Annotated in this window: 21 protein-coding genes and 1 tRNA gene; 13 read left to right on the plus strand and 9 right to left on the minus strand. The window is 64.9% G+C overall.

Going from position 1 to position 26302, the window contains the following annotated elements; all coding sequences use genetic code 11:
- The first annotated feature begins 46 nt into the window (after nt 1-46).
- The 4 genes from RYL44_RS04435 (at nt 47) to RYL44_RS04450 (ending at nt 5104) form a co-directional block, all read left to right on the plus strand.
- Nucleotides 47-709: a type III secretion system chaperone family protein gene (locus RYL44_RS04435; protein ID WP_073982915.1), complete on the plus strand. Its 663-nt coding sequence runs from the start codon at nt 47-49 to the stop codon at nt 707-709.
- Between the two features lie 124 nt (nt 710-833).
- On the plus strand, nt 834-3446 hold the full coding sequence (gene clpB / locus RYL44_RS04440) for an ATP-dependent chaperone ClpB (RefSeq protein ID WP_073982914.1): 2613 nt from the start codon (nt 834-836) through the stop codon (nt 3444-3446).
- A gap of 75 nt (nt 3447-3521) precedes the next feature.
- Nucleotides 3522-4304 (plus strand): TetR/AcrR family transcriptional regulator, encoded by a 783-nt coding sequence (locus RYL44_RS04445; protein WP_073982913.1) that lies wholly within the window; start codon nt 3522-3524, stop codon nt 4302-4304.
- Nucleotides 4301-5104, plus strand: coding sequence for a serine hydrolase domain-containing protein (locus RYL44_RS04450; protein ID WP_314975201.1), 804 nt, complete (start codon nt 4301-4303; stop codon nt 5102-5104). Before RYL44_RS04445 ends, RYL44_RS04450 begins: the two co-directional genes overlap by 4 nt.
- 105 nt (nt 5105-5209) lie before the next feature.
- Here RYL44_RS04450 and RYL44_RS04455 read toward each other — a convergent pair whose 3' ends face one another.
- Nucleotides 5210-6025, minus strand: coding sequence for an exodeoxyribonuclease III (locus RYL44_RS04455; protein WP_314975202.1), 816 nt, complete (start codon nt 6023-6025; stop codon nt 5210-5212).
- 139 nt (nt 6026-6164) lie between these two features.
- Between RYL44_RS04455 and RYL44_RS04460 the strand changes: the two genes are divergently transcribed.
- Complete coding sequence (locus RYL44_RS04460; protein WP_314975203.1) at nt 6165-8993, plus strand: choice-of-anchor M domain-containing protein; 2829 nt, start codon at nt 6165-6167, stop codon at nt 8991-8993.
- 88 nt (nt 8994-9081) lie between these two features.
- Nucleotides 9082-9870, plus strand: coding sequence for an SDR family NAD(P)-dependent oxidoreductase (locus RYL44_RS04465; protein WP_314975204.1), 789 nt, complete (start codon nt 9082-9084; stop codon nt 9868-9870).
- Nucleotides 9871-9948: 78 nt separating this feature from the next.
- Here RYL44_RS04465 and pyrE read toward each other — a convergent pair whose 3' ends face one another.
- Nucleotides 9949-10518, minus strand: a complete 570-nt coding sequence (gene pyrE / locus RYL44_RS04470; protein WP_009648946.1) for an orotate phosphoribosyltransferase — start codon at nt 10516-10518, stop codon at nt 9949-9951.
- Nucleotides 10519-10542: 24 nt separating this feature from the next.
- Nucleotides 10543-11352, minus strand: coding sequence for an HAD-IIA family hydrolase (locus tag RYL44_RS04475; RefSeq protein ID WP_390883786.1), 810 nt, complete (start codon nt 11350-11352; stop codon nt 10543-10545).
- 10 nt (nt 11353-11362) lie between these two features.
- Between RYL44_RS04475 and RYL44_RS04480 the strand changes: the two genes are divergently transcribed.
- Both RYL44_RS04480 and fbaA read left to right on the plus strand, forming a co-directional pair.
- A complete protein-coding gene (locus RYL44_RS04480; RefSeq protein ID WP_314975206.1) occupies nt 11363-12106 on the plus strand; it encodes a TrmH family RNA methyltransferase in 744 nt (247 codons plus the stop codon).
- Between the two features lie 229 nt (nt 12107-12335).
- Entirely contained in the window at nt 12336-13361 is a 1026-nt protein-coding gene (gene fbaA, locus RYL44_RS04485; RefSeq protein WP_314975207.1) for a class II fructose-bisphosphate aldolase, read from the plus strand.
- Nucleotides 13362-13583: 222 nt separating this feature from the next.
- Here fbaA and RYL44_RS04490 read toward each other — a convergent pair whose 3' ends face one another.
- From RYL44_RS04490 to RYL44_RS04500, 3 genes are all read right to left on the minus strand, one after another.
- The gene (locus RYL44_RS04490; protein ID WP_314975208.1) at nt 13584-13769 is read right to left on the minus strand and encodes a hypothetical protein; all 186 of its coding nucleotides are present in this window, start codon (nt 13767-13769) and stop codon (nt 13584-13586) included.
- 84 nt (nt 13770-13853) lie between these two features.
- Nucleotides 13854-14003, minus strand: a complete 150-nt coding sequence (locus RYL44_RS04495) for a hypothetical protein (RefSeq protein WP_314975209.1) — start codon at nt 14001-14003, stop codon at nt 13854-13856.
- 601 nt (nt 14004-14604) lie between these two features.
- Nucleotides 14605-16071: a flotillin family protein gene (locus RYL44_RS04500; RefSeq protein ID WP_314975210.1), complete on the minus strand. Its 1467-nt coding sequence runs from the start codon at nt 16069-16071 to the stop codon at nt 14605-14607.
- A 254-nt stretch (nt 16072-16325) separates the two neighbouring features.
- Between RYL44_RS04500 and RYL44_RS04505 the strand changes: the two genes are divergently transcribed.
- Both RYL44_RS04505 and RYL44_RS04510 read left to right on the plus strand, forming a co-directional pair.
- Complete coding sequence (locus RYL44_RS04505) at nt 16326-17138, plus strand: hypothetical protein (protein WP_073983008.1); 813 nt, start codon at nt 16326-16328, stop codon at nt 17136-17138.
- 103 nt (nt 17139-17241) lie between these two features.
- On the plus strand, nt 17242-18447 hold the full coding sequence (locus RYL44_RS04510) for a hypothetical protein (protein WP_314975211.1): 1206 nt from the start codon (nt 17242-17244) through the stop codon (nt 18445-18447).
- Between the two features lie 97 nt (nt 18448-18544).
- Here RYL44_RS04510 and RYL44_RS04515 read toward each other — a convergent pair whose 3' ends face one another.
- The 3 genes from RYL44_RS04515 to RYL44_RS04525 form a co-directional block, all read right to left on the minus strand.
- Nucleotides 18545-19288 (minus strand): glycerophosphoryl diester phosphodiesterase, encoded by a 744-nt coding sequence (locus RYL44_RS04515; protein ID WP_073982908.1) that lies wholly within the window; start codon nt 19286-19288, stop codon nt 18545-18547.
- Nucleotides 19289-19328: 40 nt separating this feature from the next.
- Nucleotides 19329-20591: a DUF4032 domain-containing protein gene (locus tag RYL44_RS04520; RefSeq protein ID WP_314975212.1), complete on the minus strand. Its 1263-nt coding sequence runs from the start codon at nt 20589-20591 to the stop codon at nt 19329-19331.
- Nucleotides 20592-20752: 161 nt separating this feature from the next.
- Complete coding sequence (locus RYL44_RS04525; protein ID WP_314803966.1) at nt 20753-21883, minus strand: ABC transporter ATP-binding protein; 1131 nt, start codon at nt 21881-21883, stop codon at nt 20753-20755.
- Nucleotides 21884-22154: 271 nt separating this feature from the next.
- On the opposite strand from RYL44_RS04525, the gene RYL44_RS04530 reads away from it, so the two are divergent.
- The 3 genes from RYL44_RS04530 to RYL44_RS04540 all read left to right on the plus strand — a co-directional run bounded on the left by RYL44_RS04530 (nt 22155) and on the right by RYL44_RS04540 (nt 25435).
- Complete coding sequence (locus RYL44_RS04530; RefSeq protein ID WP_314975213.1) at nt 22155-24119, plus strand: serine/threonine-protein kinase; 1965 nt, start codon at nt 22155-22157, stop codon at nt 24117-24119.
- Between the two features lie 60 nt (nt 24120-24179).
- On the plus strand, nt 24180-25118 hold the full coding sequence (locus RYL44_RS04535) for a DsbA family protein (protein WP_314975214.1): 939 nt from the start codon (nt 24180-24182) through the stop codon (nt 25116-25118).
- Nucleotides 25119-25359: 241 nt separating this feature from the next.
- Nucleotides 25360-25435: transfer RNA gene (locus RYL44_RS04540), tRNA-Thr, on the plus strand.
- Nucleotides 25436-26302: the final 867 nt, after the last annotated feature.

The following is a 26302-nucleotide window of genomic DNA, read 5'->3' on the forward strand; positions in this document are numbered from 1 at the left end:
ATGCAGTGGCGCGTCAAGGATGAGAGAGACGAGTAGGTGAGTCATCATGGGCTGGCTATGGCGGGCGGATGCCGACGGTGGAGCCGACGGCGAGGAGTCGCCTCGCCGCGCCGAACCGACGGACGGTGTGCCTTCCGATGTGGAACAATGGGAGGATAGCAACGCAGCGACGGTGGAAGGAATCGCAACGGGTAATTCGGAGTTCGAAGCCAATCGCTTCGATATGGTTCGTCCCATCACGCAAGAGCGTCTGGGGTTGCTTTTCGACTCTGAAGGTTGGGCATGGCGCATTGACAATGACGGCGACTTGTGCGGCCTGTGGGAGGGGCACCTGTTCTGCTTCCGTTTCCTCGGTGATTCGCGTGAGGTTTTGTCGATTGTTGCGTTCATGAAGCAGCTTATCCCTCTGGAGTATGGGGATGATTTGCGCGATTTCCTCCAGGCGTGGCACGGGGAATTCCTGTGGCCCAAGGCTTACGTGGCAGAGCAGCTTGAGGGTGATCGCGTGGTTGCTGAGGTCAATGGTGATTACGAGTATGGGGCGACGGATGCGCAGCTGGTGCAGCAGGTGATGTGTGCGCTGGCGACGACGTTGCAACTTTTCCGTGCGCTCGCGGAGCGTTATGGGGTTGAGGATGGGCAGGATTCGGGTCCGTCGGGTGGGCATCAGCGCGGTTTTGATGGTCCTGCGTGGCTTCCTGAGAACTGAGTCGCGGCGTCGTTTCTCATCTTGAAGTTGAGTGGAATAGACTCAACTTTGGGTTCGTTATGTCCCTTAGAAGCGTCGGGAATCGTCGACGCGACAATTGCGAACCATTTGGAGGAATGATCTCATGGCACATGAGATGACAACGAAAGCGCACGAAGCCGTTGCTTCGGCGCTCCAGGCCGCGTCGGCGGCCGGTAATCCGCAGGTTGAACCCATTCACCTGCTTGAGGCTCTCATTGAGCAGCGCGAGGGCATTGCTCTGTCCTTGCTCGAGGCCGTGGGTGCGGATGCGCGCATGATTGGCGCGCGCACACGAAATGCCCTGGTAGCCCTTCCGAGTACCCAGGGGGTATCCGCTGGCTCCGCCCAGGCCTCGCGTGCGTTGCTCAGCGCTGTCCAGGAAGCCGAACAGCTTGCGGATAAGGGGGGTGACCAGTACGTCTCGACTGAGCACCTGCTCATCGCTCTGGCCGCCTCGGACACCGAGGCTGGTCGAATCCTGACCCAGGGTGGCGCGTCGGCCGATGCGCTCACGCAGGCGCTCGCCCAGCTGCGTCCTGACCCGATTACCTCGGCTGATCCCGAGGGTTCGTTCGAGGCCTTGGCGAAGTATGGCCGCGACCTGACCGAGGTGGCGCGCGAGGGCAAGCTCGACCCGGTCATCGGTCGAGACAACGAGATTCGACGCGTCGTCCAGGTCTTGTCGAGGCGCACGAAGAATAACCCGGTCCTCATCGGCGAACCCGGTGTCGGTAAGACCGCCGTCGTCGAAGGGCTGGCACAGCGTATCGTCGCGGGCGATGTCCCCGAATCCCTGCGTGATAAGCGTCTGATCTCCCTGGATGTGTCCTCGATGGTCGCCGGAGCCAAGTATCGCGGCGAGTTCGAGGAGCGCCTGAAGGCGGTCCTCGCTGAGATTGCGCGTTCGGATGGGCAGGTCATTACCTTCATCGATGAGCTGCACACGGTCGTTGGTGCGGGCGGTGGTTCCGAGGGTGCCATGGATGCGGGCAATATGCTCAAGCCTATGCTTGCGCGCGGCGAGCTGCGCATGGTGGGTGCGACCACGCTCGACGAATATCGCGAGAATATCGAGAAGGATCCGGCGCTGGAGCGCCGCTTCCAGCAGGTTTTCGTCGGTGAGCCCTCGGTCGAGGATACGGTCGCCATCCTCCGTGGCATCGCCCCCAAGTATGAGGCCCACCACAAGGTGACCATTTCCGATGGTGCGCTCGTGGCTGCCGCGACCCTGTCGAATCGTTACATCACGGGTCGTCAGCTGCCCGACAAGGCCATCGACCTGATTGACGAGGCCGCCTCGCGTCTGCGCATGGAGCTCGACTCCTCCCCGGTGGAGATCGACGAGCTGCGCCGCAGCGTGGATCGCCTGCGCATGGAGGAGTCCTACCTGACTGAGTCCGACCCGGAGAGCCTCGACGAGGCGACCCAGGATCGCTTGAGCAAGCTGCGCGCGGACCTGGCGGACCGCGAGGAGCAGCTGCGTGCCCTTACTGCCCGGTGGGAGGCCGAGAAGGCAGGCCATAACCGTGTGGGTGATCTGCGTGTCCAGCTCGATACGCTGCGCACTCAGCTCGAACTCGCCGTGCGCGAGGGGCGCTGGGAGGAAGCCGGTCGCCTGCAGAACGGCGAGATTCCTGCCGTCGAGCGCCAGATTGCGCAGGAGGAGGCTCGGGTCGCATCGCAGGAGGCGGTCTCCACTGATGAGCCGATGATCGCTGAGAAGGTTGGCCCCACCGAGATCGCCGAGGTGATCGAAGCGTGGACGGGAATCCCGACGGGTAAGCTGCTCCAGACCGAGACGGAGAAGCTCTTGCACATGGAGAGTGAACTGGGTAAGCGGCTCATTGGGCAAAAAGATGCCGTGCGAGCAGTGTCTGATGCCGTGCGTCGCTCGCGTGCGGGCCTGTCTGATCCGAATCGTCCCACCGGTTCCTTCCTGTTCCTGGGTCCTACGGGCGTGGGTAAGACGGAGCTGGCCAAGTCTCTCGCAGAGTTTCTCTTTGATGATGAGCGCGCTATGGTGCGTATCGACATGTCTGAGTACTCGGAGAAGCATTCGGTTGCGCGCCTGGTCGGAGCTCCTCCGGGATACGTGGGTTACGAGCAGGGTGGTCAGCTGACTGAAGCCGTGCGTCGCCGTCCTTATTCCGTGGTTCTGCTGGATGAGGTGGAGAAAGCTGACCCTGAGATTTTCGACATCCTCCTGCAAGTCCTCGATGATGGGCGTCTCACTGATGGGCAGGGGCGAACGGTCGACTTCCGCAACACGATTCTGATTTTGACGTCTAATCTTGGTTCGCAATATCTTGCGGACCCTGATTTGACGGCGGAGGGGAAGAAAGATGCGGTCATGTCGGTCGTGCGGGCCAGTTTCCGACCCGAGTTCCTCAATAGGTTGGATGAGACCGTCATGTTTGACGCCCTGACCCGCGAAAATCTTGGAGAGATCGTTGACCTGCTGGTTGCTTCGCTCCAAAAGCGTCTTACCGATCGTCGAATTAACTTGACAGTTAGTGAACCTGCTCGCGGCTGGCTAGCGCGTGTGGGCTATGATCCGGCCTTCGGTGCGCGACCGCTTCGCCGCTTGATTCAGCGTGAGATCGGCGATCGTCTGGCCGTTCTTCTGCTGGGTGGGCATGTCCAGGATGGGCAGAATGTGACAGTTGACATTAACGACACGATTGATGGCCTTGTCATGAATGTTGGTAAACCCTGACATTGCGCGCTACACTAAATACCAGTGTGTATTTCGGACTCTCGGTATGTGAGGCCCGCAACAGCAGGAGATGATATGACAACCCAGAGGAAGGCCCGTGGAGCCTATTCTGTCGGACAGGCAACGCGTGAATCCATCCTCTCGGCAGCGATGGTCCTGATCGCAGAGCGAGGCTATAACGGCTTCTCTCTGCGTGACCTCGGTCGTCGAGTCGGTATTTCGCACCCCGCCGTCGTCTATCACTTCCCGTCGAAGGAAGCGATCCTGCGTAGCGCGATTCAGCGCCACGAGGAAATGAACGCGCTCTTTGACGTGACCATTAACGACGAAGTAGAGGGCGGATTCGACGAAGGCGGCATCACCGCTGGTTCGTTCGTCGACTGGGCTGTAGGCGAGATGCGTTTCGCCATGAAGCCTGGCGCGGACGCGGCCATCGCCCTGGACTGCGTGCTGTGGGCGGAGTCCTCGTCGGAGGCCCATCCTGCGCATATCCACTACAAGTTCCGGACTCAGCAGATGGAGGAAGCTCTGACCGTCATGATCCAGAGCTTCGTCGACGAGGAGGGTGCCGACATCGGTACTACCCCCCGTACGCTCGCAAAGATCCTGATCCGCTACTGGTATGGCTCGGTCGTGTCGGCTCGCTACAACGACGAGCCCATCGACGCCCGCGAGTTTGTTGCGGACTTCTTAGCCGTGTGCGTTCAGCTTCTGCACCTGCCCGCGCACTACGTGCTGCAGCTCGGCGCATCCGTTCCCGAGGAAGTCGCTGAAGTCTACGCGCGCACGCTGCGTAAGATCAGCGAGAAGACGACGGCGGCAGCAGAATCCGCGCCCGCTCCGGTGGCCACCGCGTGATTGGCCCTCTACCGTCATTCGACGTCGCCCTCGTCCTTCGTGTCGAGGGCGGCGTTCTCTATTCTCACGGCGACGTTGATCGTGTCTTTCCTCTCGCCTCTGTCACTAAACCGATCGTCGCGTGGTCTGCCCTCGTCGCCGTTGAGCGGGGACTCATCGGCCTTGATGATCCGGCCGGTCCCGAAGGAGCAACCATTCGTCACCTGCTCGCCCATGCCTCGGGCTTGCCCTTCGAGGGGCGTCGCCCCGTTGCAGCGCCGGGCAAACGCCGGATCTATTCCAACGAGGGTTTCGACGTCCTCGGCGAGGTCCTGGCCGGGGCGACCGGCATGGGTGTCGCGCAGTGGGTGCGGCGCAGCGTCTTCGAGCCGCTCGGCATGACGACGGCAGATATTCCGGGCAGTCCCGCGCACGCTGGTGTCGCGTCGGCGGGCGACCTGAGTCTTTTCGGCGCGGAGCTGGCGCGCCCGACCCTGGTGAGCGCTCCGCTGGCTGCTCTCGCCGGGCTTTCCCAGTTTCCTGCCCTCGCGGGCGTCGTTCCTGGCTACGGGCGCTTCGCTCCGTGCCCGTGGGGCTTGGGATTGGAGATTCGCGGGGAGAAGTCGCCGCACTGGACCGCTCCCGATGCCTCGGAGCGAACGATCGGGCATTTCGGACAGTCAGGGTCTTTTGTGTGGGCGGACCCGGACCTAGGCGCGAGTGCGGTCTTCGTCGGCGCGCAACCTTTCGGCCCGTGGCATCACGACAACTGGGCCAGCCTCAACGCCTCTCTGTTGGCTTTTGCGCGCGAACGATCCTGAGTGTTGTGGTGACGCGCGTAAGCGGGTCTTACTTAGTTGCGTTCCAGCACCGCGGCCCTGACCCTTGCCTGCGTGCGAGAGTGAGTTCCGGCCTCGTCGCCTCTCTTAGTCGACGTCGATGATGACGGGCACGTGGTCGGAGGCGCCCTTGCCCTTGCGTTCGTCGCGGTCGATCGCGGCGCCGCTCACGCGAGCCGCGAGGGCGGGTGAACAGTAGACGAAGTCGATGCGCATCCCCTGGTTTTTCGGGAAGCGCAGCTTCTGGTAGTCCCAGTAGGTGTAGTTCGTGACGCGCTCTCGCGTGACCTCGACCCAGCCGTCCGCGGCGAAGGCGGCGAAGGCCTCGCGCTCGGGGGCGGAGACGTGGGTGGAGCCTTCGAAGACGCTCATGTCCCACACGTCCTCGTCCAGGGGAGCGACGTTCCAGTCGCCGACCAGGGCGATGCGCGCGTCGGGGTCGGCGAGCCAGCCGCGGCCCTGCTTCGCGAGGTTGGCCAGCCACTGGAGCTTGTAGGCGTAGTGCGCGTGGGTGAGCTCGCGGCCGTTGGGCACGTACAGGCTCCAGATCGTCATCGACGAGGCCTGGCTGTCCTGGGAGGGGAGGGCGTCGGTCGTGTCGATGGTGACGCCGAGTGCGCGCGCCTCGACGACCGGCGGTTCGCCGAAGGCGGGCTGGGTGGGGAAGTGGTCCTGAATGGTAAGGATCGGCAGGCGCGAGGCCACGGCGACGCCGTTCCACTGGTTGATGCCGTGGATGGCGACGTGGTAGCCCGCCTCCTCGAAAGGTTCGGTGGGGAACTGGTCGGGGCGGCACTTGATCTCCTGCATGGCCAGCACGTCTGTGCCTGAGCGCTCAAGAAAGGCGATGACGCGGTCGACGCGCGTGCGGATGGAGTTGACGTTCCAGGTCGCGAATCTCATGGGTGTGAGCCTATCGGTGGGTCGGGGGAGTGGCTGCGTGAAACATGCGTGAAACATGCCTGAGTGGTGTGAGTTGTGCGCGCACTTGTTTAGAGTGATAATGGTTCTCACTTGCAACATAGCTAGAAAAGGCACCCGAATGTCATACCTGCGACGCATCAGTACAGCGGCGCTCGCTCTCTTCCTGGCCCTGACCCCCGCCGCCGCGTGGGCCGGCCCGGACCAGGACAAGGAATGGATCGTCACCGGACAACACGTCGATGCGCCCATCCCCGTCTGGCACGACGACACCAACAGCTTCTCGCTCAACACCATCAACATGCCGATGGAGAAAACCGCCCTGTGGATCCCCAAGGCGTGGACCGGCACCGGCGACAAAGACGAGGCCAAGTCACAGCTCGTCGTCCCCGCCGGCCGGCCCGACCTGTCCTTCCTCGGCGCCGAGGGCACCGTCCTCAGCGCCGCTCCCCAGAACCCCGGCCCCGGCAACACGCCCATCTGGGCGGGCCTGGGCGCCGGCGAGATCGGCGACACCGACAAGTTCGAGGGCGAGACCTACACCCTCGACCTGATCAGCGTCGAGGGGCCCGGACGCATGGAGATGTTCATCGACAACGGAGACAGCGTCAACCGCTTCCTCTCCAGCCATGACACCGCCTACCGCAGCGTCTACAACCCCCGCCACACGCACCTGTACACGACCTTCACGCAGCCGGGTCGCTACGTCGCGAACTACAAGATGACCGCTCGCAGCGCCGACGGCACCGCTATCTACTCCTCGCCGATCACCCCGCTGGTCTGGCAGGTCGGCGGCGCGAACCCCGCCGACGGCACCATTAAGGACATCGAGGCCGCCTACAACTCCGCCCGCGCCGAGCGCGCGGACGGCAACGCCGCCGCCCCGACGCTCACCCTGTCTCACCACGCGGAGCGCGCCCACCCCGGCGACAACCACCTCACCGACATCACGATCGACACGGGCGTCGCCACCGATAGCGGGCGCGCATGGATCACCGTCAACGGCTACTTCCTGACCGAGGCCGTCGTCGAAGGCGGCCGCGCGACCGTCTCCGAGCTCCTGGGCGCCGACGCAGCCGCGGTCCAGGCGATCTACATCCCCGGAGACTCCGCCTCGGCACGCTGGATCTCCCAGCCCGCCCAGTACTCTCAAAAGGACACCGAGCCCGTGACGGTTGGCGGAGGCGACACGATCCTAGGCCCCTCCAACCCGGATCCTGCGCCCGTGTGGAACCCCGACCACCTGCCCGTCTCCTCGCGGCGCGTCGACGTCTCCTACGACCTCGTTCCCGGCACGACCGACCAGTACACGGCCACCGTGCGCGCGGCAGACCCGACCCTGCGCGCCACCTACAAGATCGAATTCCTCGAGTCCAAGTACGACTTCAGCCCCTGGTGCTCCATGGAAGGCACCCTCGGAGCGGGCGGAATAGATACGAAGCCGCAGGACCTCGGCGTGTGCCAGTCCGACCCCATGTACATGCGCGTCACCCTGCGCCCCCACCCGCTCTCCGACGCCATCATGACCGTCGCCGACGCCTCCGACGTCACCGTCGGCGACCACGTCGGCCTCACCGCCATGCTCAACCTGCGCGACGGAGCCGCCGCCCCCGAGGAGCCCGAACCGGCGCCCACGCCCGATCCCAGCCCCGTGCCCGGCCACGGGGACGAGGAAGCCCCGGCCCCGGCCTCGTCCCTGCTCTCCGACCCCGTCCAGATCGCGCGAGGCCACCTGGACGTGCGCCTAACCCAGGCGACCGGTGAGAACGGAACCACCTACGGGCTCGCCGTCAAGGACGACTCCCTGACGGCCGCGCGAACCTCCGTGCTGCGCACCCTGGGATCGACCACCCTCGCTGTCGCCCCCAACGCGCGCTTCGTGCGCCCCGCGTCCCTGTCGGACGCGAGCTACGACGTGCTCGGACCGGTGGGTGCCGCCACCTACGTGCTGCCCGAGACGCAAAACAGCGACATCGTGTGGCCCGGCCTGTCCACTGAGGGCATCGACTACGCGGCCCTGCCCGAGGGCGCCGACCTGACCCTGCACCTCGCGCAGGCCCCCGCCGGCGCGCGCGTCGCATTCTTCCAGGGCGGCACCTTCGGCGCGGGCGCAACCGTCCACTTCGACTCCACCAAGGGTGACGGCGTGGTCCACACGACCGAGGCCACCCACATGCACGGCAACTGGGTATTCTCCGCGCCCGGCACCTACCGCATCGAGGTGGGGGGCCGCAGCGGCGAACGCGTCCTGGCCGAGCCGCAGGCATTCACCGTGATCGTGCGCGGCGGACACCACGAGCAGCCCGACCCCGCCCCCGGAGATAACCCGGCGCCCGCGCCCTCACCGGGGCCCACGCCCACGCCCGGGCCCTCACCGGGGCCCACGCCCACGCCCGGGCCCTCACCGGGGCCCACGCCCACGCCGGAACCCGCGCCCAGCCCGGAGCCCTCCCCGGACCCCGCGCCGAGCGTTGACCCCGCGCCCGCGTCGAGCGATGACCCCGCGCCCGGCGCACGCACGACCCCGGGTGCCTCACCCGCGCCGAACGGTGCGCAGGGCAAGACCCTGAGCAGGCTTGCTCCCACTGGTACGACTGGCGGCGGCGTCGTTCGCTCCGCGGGAGGGACCGCGACGACGTCCGGCTCCGGCTCCGCGCCGACAGCGTCGTCGGGAGGCAGCCCGGTGAGCGCCCCCAAGGCCGCGCCGGCGGCCACGCCCAGCCTCTCTGCGGTTGCGGGCAGCGGCGCCCAAAGCGGTGAGAACCCCCAGAGCGCTGCACCCGAGGCCACCGCCTACGGCTCGAACGACTCGGCCGCCGCGGCGCTGCCCGTCGCCACATCGGCCGAGTCCGGCCGATCGGCAGGATGGAGCCCCTACTGGCTGCTTCTCCTCGTCATCCCGGCCGCGCTCGCCGGAGGCGGAGCCGGATTCCTGATCCGAACCCGTTGACACGATGAGCCGGGGCGCACTCGCGAGACACCGCGTGAGCGCGCCCCGGCCTTGTGCTGCCCGAACCACGCGGCGCTACACTTCCCCCATGGGAACAGCGCTGGTCACCGGAGCGACCTCCGGCATTGGTGAAGAATTCTGTTGGCAGCTGGCCGCCGCAGGCCACGACCTGGTCCTCGTTGCGCGCCGCGAAGACGCCCTGCGCGCGCTCGCGGACTCGCTCACGAACGTCGCCGGCGTGCGCGCCGAGGTCATCGCCGCCGACCTGTCCACCGAGGATGGGTGCGCCCGCGTCGCCGCCCGCCTCGACGTGGGAGGCCCCGCCGACCGCGACAAGCCGGACCTGGCGCCCGTCGACCTCCTCGTCAACAACGCCGGATTCGGGTTGGGAACCGCGTTCCTGGACAACAGCCTCGAGAGCGAAATCAACGGCCTGAACGTCATGGTCCGCGCCGTCATGACGTTGGCCCACCACGCTGGTATCTCCATGCGATCGCGCGGGCGCGGCGCCATACTCAACGTCGGCTCAGTCGCCTCGCGCACGGGTGCGGGCACCTACTCCGCCCACAAGGCCTGGGTCGTCGCCTTCACCGAGGGCCTCGCCGCCGAGCTGACAGGCTCCGGCATCACCGCCACCGTCGTGTGCCCAGGCCCCGTGCGCACGCCCTTCTTCGAGCGCGCCGGAGTCGACATGTCCTCAACACCTTCGTGGCTGATGGCCAACCCCGAACAGGTTGTCACCGAAGCCCTGGGCGCCGTGCGCGCGGGCCGCGTCCAGGTCACCCCGACCCTTCCCTACAAGGTCGCCATGGGCGCCATGAAGCTCGCCCCACGCTGGGTGACCGCGCGCGCCATGCGCGCCGTCCCACACATGTGAGGGCGCACAAGCACAGACGAGGCCGAGGCCAGGTCCTCGCAGAACCCAGCCCCGGCCTCGTCAATCCGTAGGGGACAATCAGGCCAAGCCAATATCCTCCAGGCCCAGCGCGTAGAAGTACGGGAAGCCCTCGGCCTCGATGCGTTCCTTCGCCCCAGTCGCGCGGTCCACGATCACGGCCACAGCCACCACGTTCGCGCCCGCCTCACGCAGGGCGAGCGCCGCCTCCAGCGGGGAACCGCCGGTCGTGGACGTGTCCTCCAGGACGACGACGTTCTTGCCCACGACGTCCGGACCCTCGATGCGACGCTTCATGCCGTGATCCTTCGCCGCCTTACGCACGACGAAGGCGTCCAGGTCCAGGCCTCGCGAGGCGGCGGCATGCAGCATCGCGGTGGCCACCGGGTCCGCGCCCATCGTCAGGCCGCCCACGGCCACGTACTCCTCGCCCACCGCGAAGCCAGCCTCTTCCAGGAGGTCCAGCATGACGTGGCCAATGAGGGGAGCCGCCTCGTGGTGCAGCGTCGAGCGGCGCATGTCGACGTAGAAGTCGGACTCGCGGCCCGACGCCAGGGTGACCTTCTCGTGGATGACGGACAGCTCCTGGACGAGCGCCGCCAGGCGCGCCTTGTGGGAATCGTTGGTCATGATGTTTCCTTTACGTGACGGGGGTCAGCGGGCCGCCTCGACGAACTCAACGAGATCGCCGATACCCTCGTGAATACCGAAGGGGCGGAACGGGTAGTTGCTAACGTCCTCGCGGGCCGTGGAACCCGACAGGACCAGGTGCGTGCGCAGACCCGCCTCGACGCCGGCGCGCACGTCCGTGTCCATGCGGTCGCCGACCATCGCGGCCCGCTCCGAATGGGCGCCGATCTTGTTCAAGCCGGCGCGGATCATGACCGGGTTCGGCTTGCCAACGAAATAAGGCTGCTTGCCGGTGGCCGCCGTGATCATCGCGGCGATCGCGCCGCACGCGGGCAGGGTTCCCTCGTCGGAGGGGCCGGACACGTCCGGGTTCGTCGCAATGAACTTCGCGCCACCCTCAATGAGACGAATCGCGTGAGTCAAGGCATGAAAATCGTAGTAGCGAACCTCGCCGAGCACCACGAACTCCGGGTCCGTTTCCGTCATCACGTACCCGGCGGAGTGGATCGCGGTGGTCAGGCCCGCCTCGCCGATCACATAGGCCGTCGAGCCTGGAGACTGCTGCTGGAGGAACGCGGCCGTGGCGTTCGCGGACGTCCAAATGTTTTCCTCGGGGATGTCCAAGCCCGAGTTCGCCAGGCGGGCGGACAGGTCGCGGTTGGTGAACACCGAGTTATTGGTGAGGACCAGGAAGGGGATGTTGTTGGCACGCAGGGCTGCCAGGAATTCATTCGCGCCGGGCAGAGCGCGGTTTTCCTTGACCAGGACACCGTCCATGTCGGAGAGCCATGCGCTCACCGGCGGCAGTTCGCTCAATGCTGTTTCTTCGTTCATCAGCGGATTCATGCCACCATTCTACGTTCCCGCTAGGGTGGGATTCGTGAACGACTTCGAAAACGGGTGTGACATCGCGCGTCAGGGCGCCCCCGTCGGCGCAGCGCCGGCGGACGAGGCCGGGACCCCCTCCCGCGGGCAGGTGGGGGTCGGGCCGTGGCCCGGAGGCGAGGCCGCCTGGCCGGTGGGGGAGCGCTACGACCCCGAGCTCCTGCGGATGGGGGATCGGCGCAACGTCGAAGACCGGTACCGCTATTGGACGATGGAGGCGATCCGCGCGGATGTGGCCGCCCGTTCCCTGCCCTTCGAGGTCGCCGTGGAAAACCTGGACCACGACTTCAACATCGGATCCATCGTGCGCACGGCGAACGCGCTGGGCGCTCGGCGCGTGCACGTCGTGGGGCGTCGGCGCTGGAACCGCCGCGGCGCAATGGTCACCGACCGCTACCTGCCGGTGGATCACCGTGGTGAAGTGAGCGAACTCGTCGAGCACTGTGCGCGGGAGGGCCTCACCCTCGTCGGCGTCGACAACGTCGAGGGTTCCATAGCCCTGGAAACCGCGGTCCTGCCCGAGCGCGCGTGCCTCGTCTTCGGCTCCGAGGCCTCGGGCCTGAGCATGGACATGCGTGCCGCGTGCGATGTCGTCGTGGCCATCACTCAGCGCGGCTCGACGCGCTCCATGAACGTCGGCCACGCCGCCGCCATCGTCATGTGGGCGCACGCTTCGCGCCTCGCCGCTCCTTCCCACGCTTAAACCAGCCACCCGCCTGGCGGCCCGCTCCCGGAGGCGCGGCCCACGCCTCGTCAAACGAGCACACGACCGTCCGGGGAGCGCGCGAGAGTTCGGCCCGGCGATACGCCTACCACACGCTACCGTGGGAAGAAAAGCCCCTGTCCGAACGGGACTTCCATCCCCTTCCCACTCTTGCAAAATGTGAGACAATCAATCTCGACAAAACTGTCGCTCGATTAGGAGGCTCCAAGTGCCTATCGCAACCCCTGAGGTCTACGCAGAGATGCTGAATCGCGCACGGGATGGCAAGTTCGCCTACCCCGCGATTAACGTGACCTCGTCCCAGACCATCACCGCCGCCCTCCAGGGCTTCGCCGAGGCCGAGTCCGACGGCATCATCCAGATCTCCGTCGGCGGCGCCGAGTACGGCTCCGGCTCCACCATCAAGAACCGCGTCACCGGCTCGCTGGCCCTCGCTGCCTACGCCTACGAGGTTGCAAAGAACTACGGCATCACCGTGGCCCTGCACACTGACCACTGCGCCAAGCAGAACCTCGACTCCTGGGTCCGTCCCCTCCTCGAGATCGAGGCCGGCCAGGTCGCCGAAGGCAAGCTCCCCACCTTCCAGTCCCACATGTGGGACGGCTCCGCGATTCCGCTCGACGAGAACCTGGAGATCGCGAAGGAACTGCTGGCCAAGTCCGTCAAGGCCAACACCATCCTCGAGATCGAGGTCGGCGCGGTCGGCGGCGAGGAAGACGGCGTCGTTGGCGAGATCAACGAGAAGCTCTACACCTCCACCGCAGACGGCATCAAGACCGTTGAGGCCCTGGGCCTGGGTGAGAACGGCCGCTACATCACCGCTCTGACCTTCGGCAACGTGCACGGCGCCTACAAGCCCGGCCACGTGAAGCTGCGTCCCGAGCTGCTCGGCACCATCCAGAAGGAGGTCGCTGAGCACTTCGGTCTCGACCACCGTCCCTTCGACCTGGTCATGCACGGCGGCTCCGGCTCCACCGCCGAGGAGATCGCCACCGCTGTCGCCAACGGCGTCATCAAGATGAACGTCGACACCGACACGCAGTACGCGTTCACCCGCCCGGTCGTTGACCACATGATGCGCAACTACGACGGTGTCCTTAAGATCGACGGCGAGGTCGGCGTGAAGAAGCAGTACGACCCGCGTACGTGGGGCAAGTCGGCCGAGGCCGGCATGGCCGCGCGCGTCGTCGAGGCCTGCGAGCGCCTGGGCGCCACTGGCACCCAGATGCGCTGAACCCTTCGCTGATGGTCGCCTAGCGGCCTGACGTGTGAGCCGCCCGGTCCCTGTGGGGCCGGGCGGCTTCGTGTTGTTCGTTGCCCCGACAGATCTCCGGCCGCCGCGTGGCCTGCCTTGTTGGGCCTGGCCTCTGTGTGTGCCGGTGGGCGGCGTCCCGCCCGCGAGATCGCCACACGCGAGCTTCGCTCGGAGTGGTCGATCTCGAAGCCCGACCTGGCCCTATGAGGATTTCGCGGCGCGTGCGCCGAGCGTGAGGAGGCGCGCGATTGTTGCCGACAGGATGAGAGTGCCGACACACACGTACATGAAGGGGCCGGGAGCCTCTCCGATGAGGAGTCCCTCAAGTAGCCAGGTGAGCAGGAAGAGCCCGAAGAAGCCCCACATGCATCTCGCTGCGCTCGCCATCAGCCGGTGTAGTGACAGCGTGTGGCGCACTGTGACAAGACCGAAGAAGAATGCGAGCGGGAGTGGGATGAGCGCGCCGAGGACTTAAAAAATAGCGCGATACGCGAGCTGCGGATACATGTCGTACACGTCGGCGACCAATAGGTACGCCAGTCCTGATACGCCGAGAATGACAAGGGTGCTCAGGGCAGCGCCAACCCTCACGAGGAGGGAGCCTTTCGCTATGCGTTCCATACTTAAGTATAAGTAGGTGGCTACGTCGTGTGGAGGGTTTTGGTGGCTTTTTTGCTCTAGGTTCTCGCTAGGTTCGGCTGGATTCTAGTCGTGCTTGTAATGCCGGGAAGCCAGATCGCGACACATGATGGTTTCCCACCAATGTCGCACGTAATTCCCCCGCGGCTACTTAAAAGTATGAAATAGCATCGTTGGAATTGCAACGTTTTCTAGCTATCTCAAAAAGTGACCAGATTAAATTACGTGCGACTTTTGTGGGGGAGGCGGGTGTAACAGTGCCGTGGGGAGCCGATAGCGGGGTGGGTCACCGACGGCGGGAAAGCTGGGCATAGCAACGGGGCGGGATCCCGTAGGATCCCGCCCCGTATCACGAGCCGCCCCGTATCACGAGCCGCCCCGTATCACGAGCCGCCCCATATCACGAGCCGCCCCGTATCACGAGCCCGCCTCACGCGTGGTCGCACCTCACGCTCGGGCGCGCTTCGCGCGCACGCCTCACAGGTGGCTACCCGCGTTGGGCACGCGCCTCACCCCCGCGCAGGCTTCGGGGAGGCGGCGTCGCGCACGCCTCACAGGTGGCCGCCCGCGTCGAGCATGAGCCTCACTGCTGCGCAGGCTTCGGGGAGGCCGCGTCGCGCACGCCCTCCTCGACCGCCTCGGAGATCGTGGGGGACACGAGCTTGGCGCCCAGGAGAGCCGAGAACAGCTGCTGCAGGTCCAGACCCAGCGAATCGCCCAGGCCCGCGTTGATCTGGCTGATCGACTTCGTAATATCGCCGACCATCTGCGCGTTGTTGCCCTCGCCGTACATGGTGATGGTGTCGACCTTGGACAGCGGCTCGGCCACGGCGCGCGCCACCTCGGGCAGCGCACGGAAGTACATCTCCAGGACGGCCGCCTGGTTCATCTTCGTCATGGCCTCGGCCTTCTTTTCGAGGCCCTCGGCCTCGGCCGTCAGCTTCGCGCCGATCGCGGAGGCCTCGGCGCGGCCTCGAGCCTCGATACCCTGCGCCTCGGCGAGCATGGCCTGCTTGTCGGCATCGGCCTTCTTGGTGCGCTCGAACGCCTCGGCCTCGGCCTGGCGCTGACGCGCGTACAGGGCCGCGTCGGCCTTCTTCTCGGCGGCGTAGCGCTCGGCGTCGGCCTTCGCGTTCACCTCGGCCTGCAGGGCCTGCTTGGTGACGACGACTTCCTTCTCCTTGATGACGGCCTGCTGCTCCTGCTTGACGATGTCGGCCTGCGCGGTCTCACGCTCGATGTCGCGGCGCTGAATCTGCGACTGAATCTCGTAGGCGGCGTCTGCCTTCGCCTTCTCGGTGTCGGCCTCGACCTTCAGGGCGGCCTGGCGCTTGGCGAGGTCCGTCTGCTTCTGGGCGATCTCCAGTTGGGAGGCGACCTGCGCGTCGTTGGCTTCCTTCTGAGCGACGGCGGTCGCCTGCGCGACCTCCTTCTGCGCGTTCGCCTTAGCGATGGCCGCGGTCTTGCGGATCTGCTCGGTGTTGTCGATACCGAGGTTGTCGATGACGCCGTTCTGGTCGGTGACGTTCTGGATGTTGAATGCGACGATCAGGAGGCCCATCTCCTCCAGGTCCTGCTTCGCGTTCTCCTGGACGCGCTCGGAGAAGGCCGCGCGGTCGGTGATGATGTCGGTCAGTCGCATCTGGCCGATGATGGCGCGCAGGTGGCCCTCCAGGGTGTCGCGCACCTCCTCGGAGATTTCTGAGGTCGTCTTGTAGAGGAAGTTACGAGTCGCCGCGCGGAACAGCGTCTGGTCTTCGGTCGCGATACGGACCTTGACGGCCGCGTCGACGCGCACGTTGATGTAGTCGTTCGTGGGGACGAAATCCGTGGTCTGGGCGTCCACGGAAATCATCGAGGCGGTCATCGTGTCCACGCGCTCCAGCAGGGGGACCTTCCAACCCGTCTTACCGTGGAGCACGCGCTGGCCTCGGGGGCCGGAGATCACCTTAATCTCGCCTGGAGACGCGGAGACGAAGCTCGCCCACAGAAACAGGACGACAAAGACAGTGGCAGCGACGGCGATGGCTGCGATGCTGAGGAGAGGCATGATAGCTGCTTTCAGGTGAGGGGTGCGGCTCCCCTTGCGTCCGTGGAGCCGCGTAACCGGCCAGGATAGCAGCGTCCTGCCTGCGACTCATTCATCGTCTCATTTCGAGGAGGCAAGGACGAGTCCAGATACCTCTGGAGGGTTAGGTCGTTGAAAGCGCGGAAAGGGAGCGCTTATGATGGGGTTACGCGAAGCGGTTGTCGTGCGTGAGTGAGCGCCCGATGCTCGACCGCCAAGAAAAGGACATAGGAGTCATGAGGAAAACGATTATTGCCATCGTATCGGTCCTCGTCGCAGCCGCTGTTGGCACTGTCGTGCTCATGTTCGGAGTACTTCCCGCCTTCCAGGATGAGTGCTCGGGGGACAAATGCTCGCCGATGGGTAACCCCACACTCGGTCCCTCCCCGATTCCGACGTCTTCACCCGCGCCAACGCATAGCGTCGCCCCTCATCCCTCGCCGACTTCTACAGAGGGTTACGTTTACAAGCCGGTCTTGTATCTGTATCCGCAGGAGGAGCGACAGCTGACGGTGACGTTGGATGTCGCGGGCGAGCTGGAGACGGTCTACCCGGCTCCGGGCAGCCAGGTGCAGACAGACAAAGGGGTCCAGGCCTCGTGGACAGTGGACGCCGCGCCCGACGGCACGCTGACTGACGCGAGCGGCCGCACCTACCCGTCCTTGTTCTGGGATGGGCCTGTGTGGCAGGAAGCGCCCGAGCAGGGCTTCGTCGTCGCGCGTGAGGATGCGGTGCCGTTCCTGGAGGAGAAACTGGGACAGCTGGGCCTCAACGATCAAGAAGCAGCCGACTTCATCACGTTCTGGGCACCGCAAATCCGCGCGAACGAGTACACGTTCATCTCCTTCGACGCCTCCTCCTACACGCAGCAGGTGACCTATTCGTTCGCGGACGAGGCCGGCAATCAGGTTGCGCCCGACACCTTCATTCGGGTGTTTATGACGATCCGTGCGGCGCAAGCGGACGAGGCGGTCACGCCGCAGGAATTCGCTTCGACGCCGATGCGCAACGGCTTCACCGTCGTTGAATGGGGAGGCACACAACTGTAAAAGGCGCTGACGCGCCGTCGCGGGCGAGCAGAATGGCGAGCCACGCGTCACAATGGAACAAAGTGTGGTGAGACAACATCACCACCGACAGGAAGGTAGTGACATGGCCCAGGACTGGACCCGCATTGAAGGCATGATCATCGGCCACGACTTGGATCCCGCCGTCGTCGCCGGAGAACTCAAAGAACGCGCAATCCTTGCTCAGCTCGAATGGTTCCCCTCGTCGCCGCAAATGCTCGGCCTCAATGTCGCGGTTGCGAACGATCACATCGCTACCGTCCCCGCAGGTGGGAGCGATGTCTTCCCCGGACCGACCCCCGCTGAACTGGCCGATGATCTCGCCGTCCTTTTTGACGCTGAGGTGCGCATCGGTAACGCCAGTGCCGACCACCTACCCGAAGGCGGTTCGCCACTGGGCGCAGTGTGGCCATCGGACGATGCCAGCGACGAGGCCGCTGAGTCCACGTCCACCCGCATCGTCGAGATCGGTCGCACCCCGGCCTCGTCCGTTCCGCTCCTCGCGGCCCTGGAAGGCATCGATCTGGGTGATCTTGAGCTGGCCGACGACCATCGCGCGCTGCTCGCGGAACTACCCGCCGAAAAGGAAGGGTGGAACTTTGGCGACCTGCCGCTGGTCACCCTGTCCGTCACGGATGGCGAATTCCAGGTGTTCTTGGTGACCGACGATCATCTTGAGCACATCGTGTCGCACAACTGGGGCATGGACGCAGCCATTGTTCCTGGCGGCCACGACAAGGCCATCGATCTGCCCGGCGACGTCATCGACCTGGTGGGCGACCGCCTCGACCTGCTGTCCATCGCCCAGGCAGTGCCCGGAGCCGACGCCGACGCGCTGTGGGCATCCGTGGCAACGACGGGCGAAGAATCCGTGTGGAAGGTCGTGCGCGCCCTGGGTCTTCCCGGCGCCGTCGCCGGCTTCCTGCTGGGAACCACGGACATCGAGGACGTTGAAGGCATCACCGTACACCTAGCGCGCGGCATCTCCAACGCGATCGGGCGCAGCGTCGACATCATGATGGGCCAGCCGCAGTCGATGGTCAAGCCCCTATGGAACTCCTACGAATCCGTCGCCGTTGAACGCCCCTGGATCATCCACGCGGCTGTCGCGGCCGAGGCCGTCGTCGGAGTCGCCATGCTAGTGTCCGCAGTACGCGCCCCCGCCCCCCGCTCTGGCTGGATGCGCTTCGCGGGCATCGTCGGCGGCCTCATGGTGGTAGATTCCATCGCGGAACTGTCGCTGGCCAAGCACGTCTCGAAGCGTTTTGCGCGCCGTGCAGGCGAAGCATAAGCGAGGAATCTAACGCAAAACGAGAGACGGTCGGGGTCGCGCACGCGACCCCGACCGTTCGTCTGAGGGGATTAACGCGTTGCCGCGCCCACTGCCTCTAGCGCGCCAACGCCCAGGCGGGGAAATCCTGGGGACGATCCGTGAAAATCCCGGTGACGCCCCACGAGGCGAGCTCGCGGGCCTGTTCGACGTCGTTGACGGTCCACACGTTGACCTCGAAGCCGCTCTCACGCATGGCGCGCACGTCGCCTTCAGTGAGTCCCTCAACGCCCGGATGGATCGCTGTTGCGCCCAAGGCGACCGCCCCAACACGCCACTCGTCGTGGGCGCGTTCGATCAGCCACCCGAGCGCGACACTCGGGCAGGCCTCGTGGAAGGCGGCGAGCAGTTCATGGTCGAATGAGGAAACAATCAGGCGCGAGGGGACCTTCTCGCCGCGCATCGTCACCGCTAAAGCCTCGATGAGGCGTTCACGCAGGCGCTTCCCGCCGCCGCAGGGCTTGATTTCCAAGTTCGCGCCCATCTGCTGGGCGTGGGCAAAAGCGAGGGCGTCGGCGGCCTCGGGAATACGTTCAAAACGGTAGGTGTCGGAGAACCAGCGGCCGGCATCCAGGCGACGAATATCGGAGTAACCCAACTGATAGTACGACCCGCAACCGGTGGTCGTGCGGTCCAGTGTGTCGTCATGAATGACAATCAGGGAGCCGTCGCCCGTGATGTCCACGTCGAACTCAAACCAGCGGGCGCCAACTTCCATGGCTTTAGAGAACGCGGCAATCGTGTTCTCTGGTGCCAACGAAGAAGCGCCACGGTGGGCAATAATGCGGGGGAAATCAGACATGGATGCTCCTAGCGTGAACGATGCGGGGTCTGCCACCCCATCACCATAGGTCCGGGTGTGTCGCCGCGCTGAACAGAGACGAACGCCCCGGCCCGGGTTCGAGCAAGACGGCCTCGTCGCGTTTCGACTGCAGGATGTTGGTGATGTAGGAGGCGAGGGCCTCCTCGCGCGGGATGTCGTGGCCCGCCTGCTGCGCCATGTACCACCGATGTTCGAGATATTCGTGATAGAGCTGCGCGGGTTCGAGCTTGCCAGCCAGCTCGCTGGGAATGGCTCGGACCACGGGCGTGAACACGTCGGTGAGCCACTTGTGGGCGGCCGTCTCCAAGGGCTCGTCCTGCATGTCGTGGGTGGCGCGCCACACGTCGATGTCGGCGAGGAGTCGGCGTGCCTGGTGCTCGCCCACATCCATGCCCGTTAGACGCATGAGCTTGCGGTTATGGTGACCGGCGTCGACCACCTTCGGTTGAATCACCAAGTGCTCGCCGGTGTCATCCGAAGCCATGTGCAGTTCCGCCACGTCGAAACCCAGGTCATTGAGGCTCCGAATGCGCTCATTGACGAGGTACTGGCGTTGGTCGTTGGGCAGGTACTCCGCGGCCGTGACCTCGTTCCACAGGAGGTCGTATTGGGTGCGGATACGGTCGCCCACGTCAATGGGGTCAGATTCCATGGGAAAGTAACCGCCGACTTGGAGGTCCATGAGTTCGCCGATGATGTTCGTGCGCGCTAAGTCAACGTCGTATTCGCGTTGACCGGGCGTCAGATTCGGGTGGAGTTCGCCGGTTTCAGCGTCCACTAGATAGGCTGCGAATGCGCCCGCATCGCGGCGGAAAAGCGTGTTTGACAAAGAGACATCGCCCCAGTAGAAGCCGATGAGGTGCAGGCGGACGAGGAGCAACGCGAGCGCGTCGATCAGACGGGTCGCAGTGTCAGCGCGCATCGACAGGGAAAACAGGGAGCGGTAGGGCAACGAAAACTGTAGGTGCTCGGTAATGAGCACCGCGTTGAGTTCCTCGCCGTCTCGTCCCACGCGGCCCGTGATGACCGCCACGGGATCGACGGAGGGTGCGTCTAAGCGCGAGAGGTCACGAAGGATGTCGTACTCGTGGTGGGCGACGGTCTCGCCGATCTCCTTGACCGCCAGGACACGGCCCGACAGGTTCACGAAGCGCACAACGTGGCGGGAAATGCCGCGAGGCAACGCGGCGAGAAGGGATGACGGCCACGCCTCCAACGGTGTATCCCAGGGGAGGTCGAGGAGCGCGGGTTCGACCGCGGCAGCCGTAATATCCAAAGCCATGCCCTCATTGTCTCATCTCCCCGGCCTCGTGCCTAACTCGATGGGGAAGAGGCAGGTTGTTCGCGGCGTAGACGACGTGCGCTCACACACGAACCCCGGCCTCGTCCGGGAGATGAACGGACGAGGCCGGGGTTGGTCAGAGGCGAGCGCTCAGTTGCGCGTCACTCGGGCAGGCGAACGCCCGTGGAGGCCGAGAAGTTGTGCTGCTGGCCCTCGCGGATGCGAACGTGCAGAACGCCGCCGCGGGCGGGGGCGGTACGCGGGGGGACACGCACGATCAGCTGCTTGGCGGTGCCTTCAGCGCCGGAACCCAAGCCTTCACCATTCTCGTCGCCAACCAGGTGGCCGTACACGTAGGCGTCAGAGCCGAGTTCCTCAACGAAATCAACCTCGACGGGGATGGTGCCCTCGACGGTCGCGTCGACGACATCCAGGCCTTCGGGGCGGAAACCGATCTTGATCTTGCCGTCGTCCTCGGGGATTAGCGCGTTGCGGGTAGCAGCCGAGAGGCGCACGCGGGCGGGGCCGATCTTCGCCCATTCGCCGTCCACCGTGAAGGTCCCCAGGTTCATGGCGGGGGAGCCGATAAAGCCGGCGACGAACTCGTTGGCGGGGCGTTCGTACATTTCCTGGGGGGTGCCGACCTGCTGGAGGAGGCCGCCGGCCAGGACCGCGATTCGGTCGCCCATGGTCAGGGCTTCGGTTTGGTCGTGGGTGACGTACACGGTGGTGACGCCGAGCTCGCGTTGCAGGGAGGCGATCTGTGTACGTGTCTGCACACGCAGCTTCGCGTCCAGGTTGGACAGCGGCTCGTCCATGAGGAACACCTGGGGCTTACGGACGATCGCGCGACCCATAGCGACACGCTGACGCTGGCCACCGGACAGGGCCTTGGGCTTACGGTCCAGGTAGGGTTCCAGGTCGAGGATCTTTGCGGCTTCTTCAACGCGTGCGTTGATCTCGTCCTTGTGTACGCCCGCGATTTTCAGGGCGAAGCCCATGTTTTCGCGAACCGACATGTGCGGGTAGAGCGCGTAGTTCTGGAAGACCATCGCGATGTCGCGGTTCTTCGGGGGAACATTCGTGACATCCTTATCGCCGATGAGGATGCGACCGCCGTTGACGTCCTCCAGGCCCGCGAGCATGCGCAGAGAGGTGGACTTACCGCAGCCGGAGGGGCCGACCAGGACGAGGAACTCGCCGTCAGCGATGTCGAGGCACAGCTGGTCAACAGCAGGCTTGTCAGCGCCTGGGTACACGCGAGTCGCGTGATCAAATGTAACGGTTGCCATGTTTAATTCCTTCCCACCGGCAGGTACGTGCCGGACGATCCGTTGTGGGGCGACCGTGGAGCGTCTTCGCCCACGGAGTGCGAACGAGAATCCTTCTGCGTGCGCAACTAGGTGTGAAAGTACCACGCTTGGCTGTGGCTGTACAGCCTGGGTCGAATCGTGGATTGTTGCGGCTGCGACATGCTGTGGTGAACATCTCGTTTTGTCGGCGAGGCCTGGGCGCTTCGCGCGGGTAGGTACAGATGAACGTGGGGGACGGTAGGCTGGGGGCGTGGAAGAAGGCGAGGAACTGGGCGGCTATCGGCTCATCCGCCGACTCGGAACGGGCGGCGCGGGCACAGTGTGGCTTGCAGAAGACGGGGGCGGCACACGCGTCGCCCTGAAAGCCATGCACCCGGCGTTGGCGGCCTCCGAGGAATCCAGGACCCGCCTCGAACGTGAGACGCGCACGGTCAACTCCGTTCGCTCGCCCTTCGTTGCCCATATCGTTGACGCTGAGACCGAAGCCAGTCAGCCCTTCGTTGTCTCCGAATACGTGGACGGGCCGACGTTAGCGGAAATCCTCGTCTCCGGGCCGATCCCGCTGCGTGGCGTTGCTGCCATGTCCTATCACCTTGCGTCAACGATCGCTGCCGTCCACCACGCCAACATCATCCACCGCGACATCAAACCCTCGAACATCATTTGTTCGCCGCGCGGGCCAGTCCTTATCGACTTCGGAATCGCTATGGCCGTGGAGGACCAACACCTGACGCGCACCGGCCTCGTATCCGGCACGGCCGGATACACCGCGCCCGAGCTCCTTCAAGGTGGCCACGCCACCAAAGAATCCGACTGGTGGGCCTGGTGCGCGACGCTCCTGTCGTGCGCGACCGGTCGCCCCCCGTTCGGAAAGGGTGACGTGACCGCCACAATGCTGCGCGTCATTGAGGGTGATCCCGACCTGGCGGGCTTGCATCCGATGGTCGCCGGTGCGCTCGCCGGGGGGCTGGCTCCCGACCCGGACAATCGTCCCTCGCCCTCTCTTATTGTTGCTGAACTCATGAGTGCGGTCGGCTGGGCACCCGGCGAACTCGACTATGTCACCGTCAACTGGGCGCAACTGCTCGACACAGGTGTGCGCACCCAGTCGATCAATTCCGACCCCCAGGAAATCGCTGCGCCGCCCGAATGGGACGAAGCGGCTTCACGTCCCGACGCGTCCGGCGCGCGAGCCGTGGCCTACCCTGTTCACGCGCGCCGCGACGCTTCAGAATTTACTGCCGCCAACGACCATACCGAACAGGTCGACACGGCATCCGTCGCACGGGATGAGCACGAATGGGACGACGACCCCAACGACGTCGCCTGGCATGATGATGCCGCCGACACCTGGCAGGCGGTCGATGACGCGGATCCGACCGAGGTCATTCCCCCCTATGACCGCCCCTCGCCCCCTGCCCCCCAGAGTGGCTATCCCGGCCCCCAAGGGGGCTACCCAGGCCCCCAAGGGGGCTACCCTGACCCCCGCGGCGGGTATGCTCCCGGTGGCGCTCGCCAGATGCCCGCGGCGCCCCTGGCCCAGCCCTGCCCCGCGTGGGCGCCCGGTGCTGGCGAGCCGGGCTCCTTCCCCTCGGGGCAGGCGGCCATGGCCTCGTCCTGGAGTCGCGGCGCGTGGCTCTCCGGCGCGGCCCTGCTCGCCGTGCTTGCTGCACTGCCCCTCATCGCTGGAGTGGCCGGCACAATGACCGTCGGCGTCGCGTTGACAGCCTTCGGTCTGGTTGGTGCGATGAAAAGGTGGCTTGAGCGCCGCCACTTGCTGCGTGGCCCCAAATCCAGTGACGGCGCAGCCGTTGTTGCACTGTCCCCAATCCTGCTCGTGAAGTCCGTCCTGACCAGCTCTCTCGCTCTCGCCGTCGCCAGCCTCATCCCATACAGCGCATGGATTCTCCTGTCCTACTTCCATGACGGGTCTGCCCAGTGGACGTGGCCTACCGACGTGGCAGGCGCCCCCAGCCTGTCACGCGACGACTACTGGCTCAGTGATCCGACTGGGATCGTGGTCGTGTGGGGGCTTGTCACAACCCTCCTCTACGTCACCTGGCTCATGCCTTTTGCAGCCGATCTGCGCGTCGGGATCGCCACGTCAATACGCTTCGTCGTGCGCCCGCTCTGGGGTCGCGGCCTTCTCGCGGTAGGCTGTGTCGGGTTCCTGGTCGGCACGTGGTTCATCATCACGGGAGGCCCGCCGCACTAGGCGTGCATCGTCCCCGCCCGATACTATTGCAACATTCAACTAAGTCTGGAAGGTGAGTTCATGGCTCAAAAGAAGAAGCCGGCAACCGTCGATCCTGTCCGCGCCAAAGCGGCCAAGATGCGCCTGGCACAGGAGCGAGCCGACCGCCGCACTCGCATCATCGTAATCTCCTCCGTCGCCGCCATCGTGCTGGCCGTCGTCGGGGCCGTCGGCGGCGTCATCTGGAAACAACAGGCTGACATCAACGCGGCGCGCAACGTCGACGCTTCCACGATTCTCGGCGTCTTCGCCGACGGTCGCCCGATCGTCGTCAACGGCAACGGTGTTTCTGCCCAAGCCGATCCTAACCTGCCCACGCTCACCGAGTACTTCGACTACTCCTGCCACGCCTGCGCCGATCTGGACGCATACATCGGCAACGATCTCACCACGTGGGCCTCACAGGGGCACTACAACCTCGAACTTCAACCCGTCATCACCGTTGACATGGAGTATCTCAAGCCGGCCACCGGCGCCTCACTGGTCGTCGCCCAAAAGGCCCCCGACAAGTGGATCGAGTTCCATCACGCTCTCATGGCCTACTTCCGTAGCCAGTTCAACGCACAGAGCGGGGCCGTAATCAACAACCTCGATTCGTCCTGGAAGCAGGTCAAACAGATCGCCACCGAGGTCGGTGTCCCCTCCGACGTCATCGCCACGTTCCCAGTCAATGCCGTCGACTCCTACCTCCAAGCGTCCTCCACTGCGTGGAAGGAAGCGTCCGTCGATGGGCGTGATCCCAACAAGCTCGGTACACCCGAGCTGGTCAAGGACCACTCCACCCTCATCTCGCGCTCGGGTGATCTCGCAGCCTTACGCTCCACCATCATGGAACTCTACGGCTTCTCCGAGTCCGCTTCGCCGGAGACTGGCACTCCAGTCACGCCCGAAGTGACCGAACCCTCCAACGGTAGCGCCGACGAGACGCAGAGTTCAGAGACGACTGACAGCTCTTCGTGACCCGTCGCTTGGTGTGGGGCGGAACCGATTTGCCGGTTCCGCCCCACAGCCGTCTTGGTCGCCACTATGCGCTCTGTCCGTGCCGCGCGTGGCAGTGGTGAAGCGATCTCTTGTGCCCACCCCAGCACAGGGCCTGTCACTATGATCAGCCCACGAGCCGCATCGCTGGACGCCCCAGGCGAGCGGCGCGTCGGCCCGCTCGTGCGCACAGGGGCCAACCTGTGGCACACTAGTGTGCGCCGCCGGCTTAGCTCAGTTGGTAGAGCAGCTGTCTTGTAAACAGCAGGTCATCGGTTCGAGTCCGATAGCCGGCTCCAATATTCATTTCACACGGATACGGCCCGTTGTGTGGCTGACATCGGCTGGGTGGCCTGTTTTCCCCTGTTCTTGCGGGAAAGTGGGTGCCCGGCTTATTCGCACCTGTTGGTTGGTAGCGGCTGCGCGGGCACCGTGCGGGTTAATGGGGGCCTGCTGGCGCGAGGCTCATCCAGTTTGGTGTGTGTCCCTGAGACAAATCAAAGGCACGCGGCAACGAAGGAACTCATCACGGTCCACTAGTCGTTCTTCGTGGCGGCGCTTGGCCGCGCGCGGCCCGGCCTACACCGGGGTCGCCACCTGGATCGAAGACTTCTACAACCACCGCCGCATCCACACCAGCCTCGGCGGCAAATCCCCCATCGAATACGAACTACACCCAGCGGACTGGACAAAAGCCGCACAAACAAACCGTCAACAACTTGCGCACAACCCCAACCGCATGGGTGGGAATGTCCGCCCCTTGATGTGCGCATTAACCCGATGGATGGCAGTGTGGGCGGCCTGCCCGTACTGCCACCAGTAGGGTTTAGCTGCGCATCGAGGGGTTAAGGCAGCCAGTTATAGGGCCCAGCTGCCGTTCGGCCTGGACAAAAGCCGCATAAACAAACCGTCAACAACTTGCGCACAACCCCAGTCGGTGTTGAAGGCGGCGGGCCACGACGTGGATGATCGACACAGTGCGTTGGTTGGGTAGCGCGTGTTCGGCTTGCTGGTGCGTGAAAGTCGCTGTGGAAGGCGATGGGAGCCAATGTGGAGGATGAACAAAACGTGTTGCTAGCAAGGCGACTTTTCGGCTTTGTCGCGCGGTAAAGTGGCTCTTCCGAGTTGAGTGTGGGTGACCGGGTGTTGGTCGGGGGTTGCGGGTA

Origin of the sequence: Actinomyces bouchesdurhonensis, from assembly GCF_963540955.1 — a bacterium.
Taxonomy (GTDB): Bacteria; Actinomycetota; Actinomycetes; order Actinomycetales; family Actinomycetaceae; genus Pauljensenia; species Pauljensenia bouchesdurhonensis.

Bases quoted from the DNA above. Each gene is read 5' to 3' on its own strand.
- RYL44_RS04525 (WP_314803966.1), bottom strand. From the start codon at position 21,883: ATGGCAACCGTTACATTTGATCACGCGACTCGCGTGTACCCAGGCGCT.
- RYL44_RS04495 (WP_314975209.1), bottom strand. From the start codon at position 14,003: ATGGAACGCATAGCGAAAGGCTCCCTCCTCGTGAGGGTTGGCGCTGCC.
- RYL44_RS04480 (WP_314975206.1), top strand. From the start codon at position 11,363: ATGCCACCATTCTACGTTCCCGCTAGGGTGGGATTCGTGAACGACTTC.
- RYL44_RS04455 (WP_314975202.1), bottom strand. From the start codon at position 6,025: ATGAGATTCGCGACCTGGAACGTCAACTCCATCCGCACGCGCGTCGAC.
- RYL44_RS04500 (WP_314975210.1), bottom strand. From the start codon at position 16,071: ATGCCTCTCCTCAGCATCGCAGCCATCGCCGTCGCTGCCACTGTCTTT.
- RYL44_RS04490 (WP_314975208.1), bottom strand. From the start codon at position 13,769: ATGGCGAGCGCAGCGAGATGCATGTGGGGCTTCTTCGGGCTCTTCCTG.
- RYL44_RS04465 (WP_314975204.1), top strand. From the start codon at position 9,082: ATGGGAACAGCGCTGGTCACCGGAGCGACCTCCGGCATTGGTGAAGAA.
- RYL44_RS04475 (WP_390883786.1), bottom strand. From the start codon at position 11,352: ATGAACGAAGAAACAGCATTGAGCGAACTGCCGCCGGTGAGCGCATGG.
- RYL44_RS04515 (WP_073982908.1), bottom strand. From the start codon at position 19,288: ATGTCTGATTTCCCCCGCATTATTGCCCACCGTGGCGCTTCTTCGTTG.
- RYL44_RS04510 (WP_314975211.1), top strand. From the start codon at position 17,242: ATGGCCCAGGACTGGACCCGCATTGAAGGCATGATCATCGGCCACGAC.
- RYL44_RS04445 (WP_073982913.1), top strand. From the start codon at position 3,522: ATGACAACCCAGAGGAAGGCCCGTGGAGCCTATTCTGTCGGACAGGCA.
- RYL44_RS04535 (WP_314975214.1), top strand. From the start codon at position 24,180: ATGGCTCAAAAGAAGAAGCCGGCAACCGTCGATCCTGTCCGCGCCAAA.
- RYL44_RS04505 (WP_073983008.1), top strand. From the start codon at position 16,326: ATGAGGAAAACGATTATTGCCATCGTATCGGTCCTCGTCGCAGCCGCT.
- clpB (WP_073982914.1), top strand. From the start codon at position 834: ATGGCACATGAGATGACAACGAAAGCGCACGAAGCCGTTGCTTCGGCG.
- RYL44_RS04460 (WP_314975203.1), top strand. From the start codon at position 6,165: ATGTCATACCTGCGACGCATCAGTACAGCGGCGCTCGCTCTCTTCCTG.
- RYL44_RS04520 (WP_314975212.1), bottom strand. From the start codon at position 20,591: ATGGCTTTGGATATTACGGCTGCCGCGGTCGAACCCGCGCTCCTCGAC.
- pyrE (WP_009648946.1), bottom strand. From the start codon at position 10,518: ATGACCAACGATTCCCACAAGGCGCGCCTGGCGGCGCTCGTCCAGGAG.
- RYL44_RS04435 (WP_073982915.1), top strand. From the start codon at position 47: ATGGGCTGGCTATGGCGGGCGGATGCCGACGGTGGAGCCGACGGCGAG.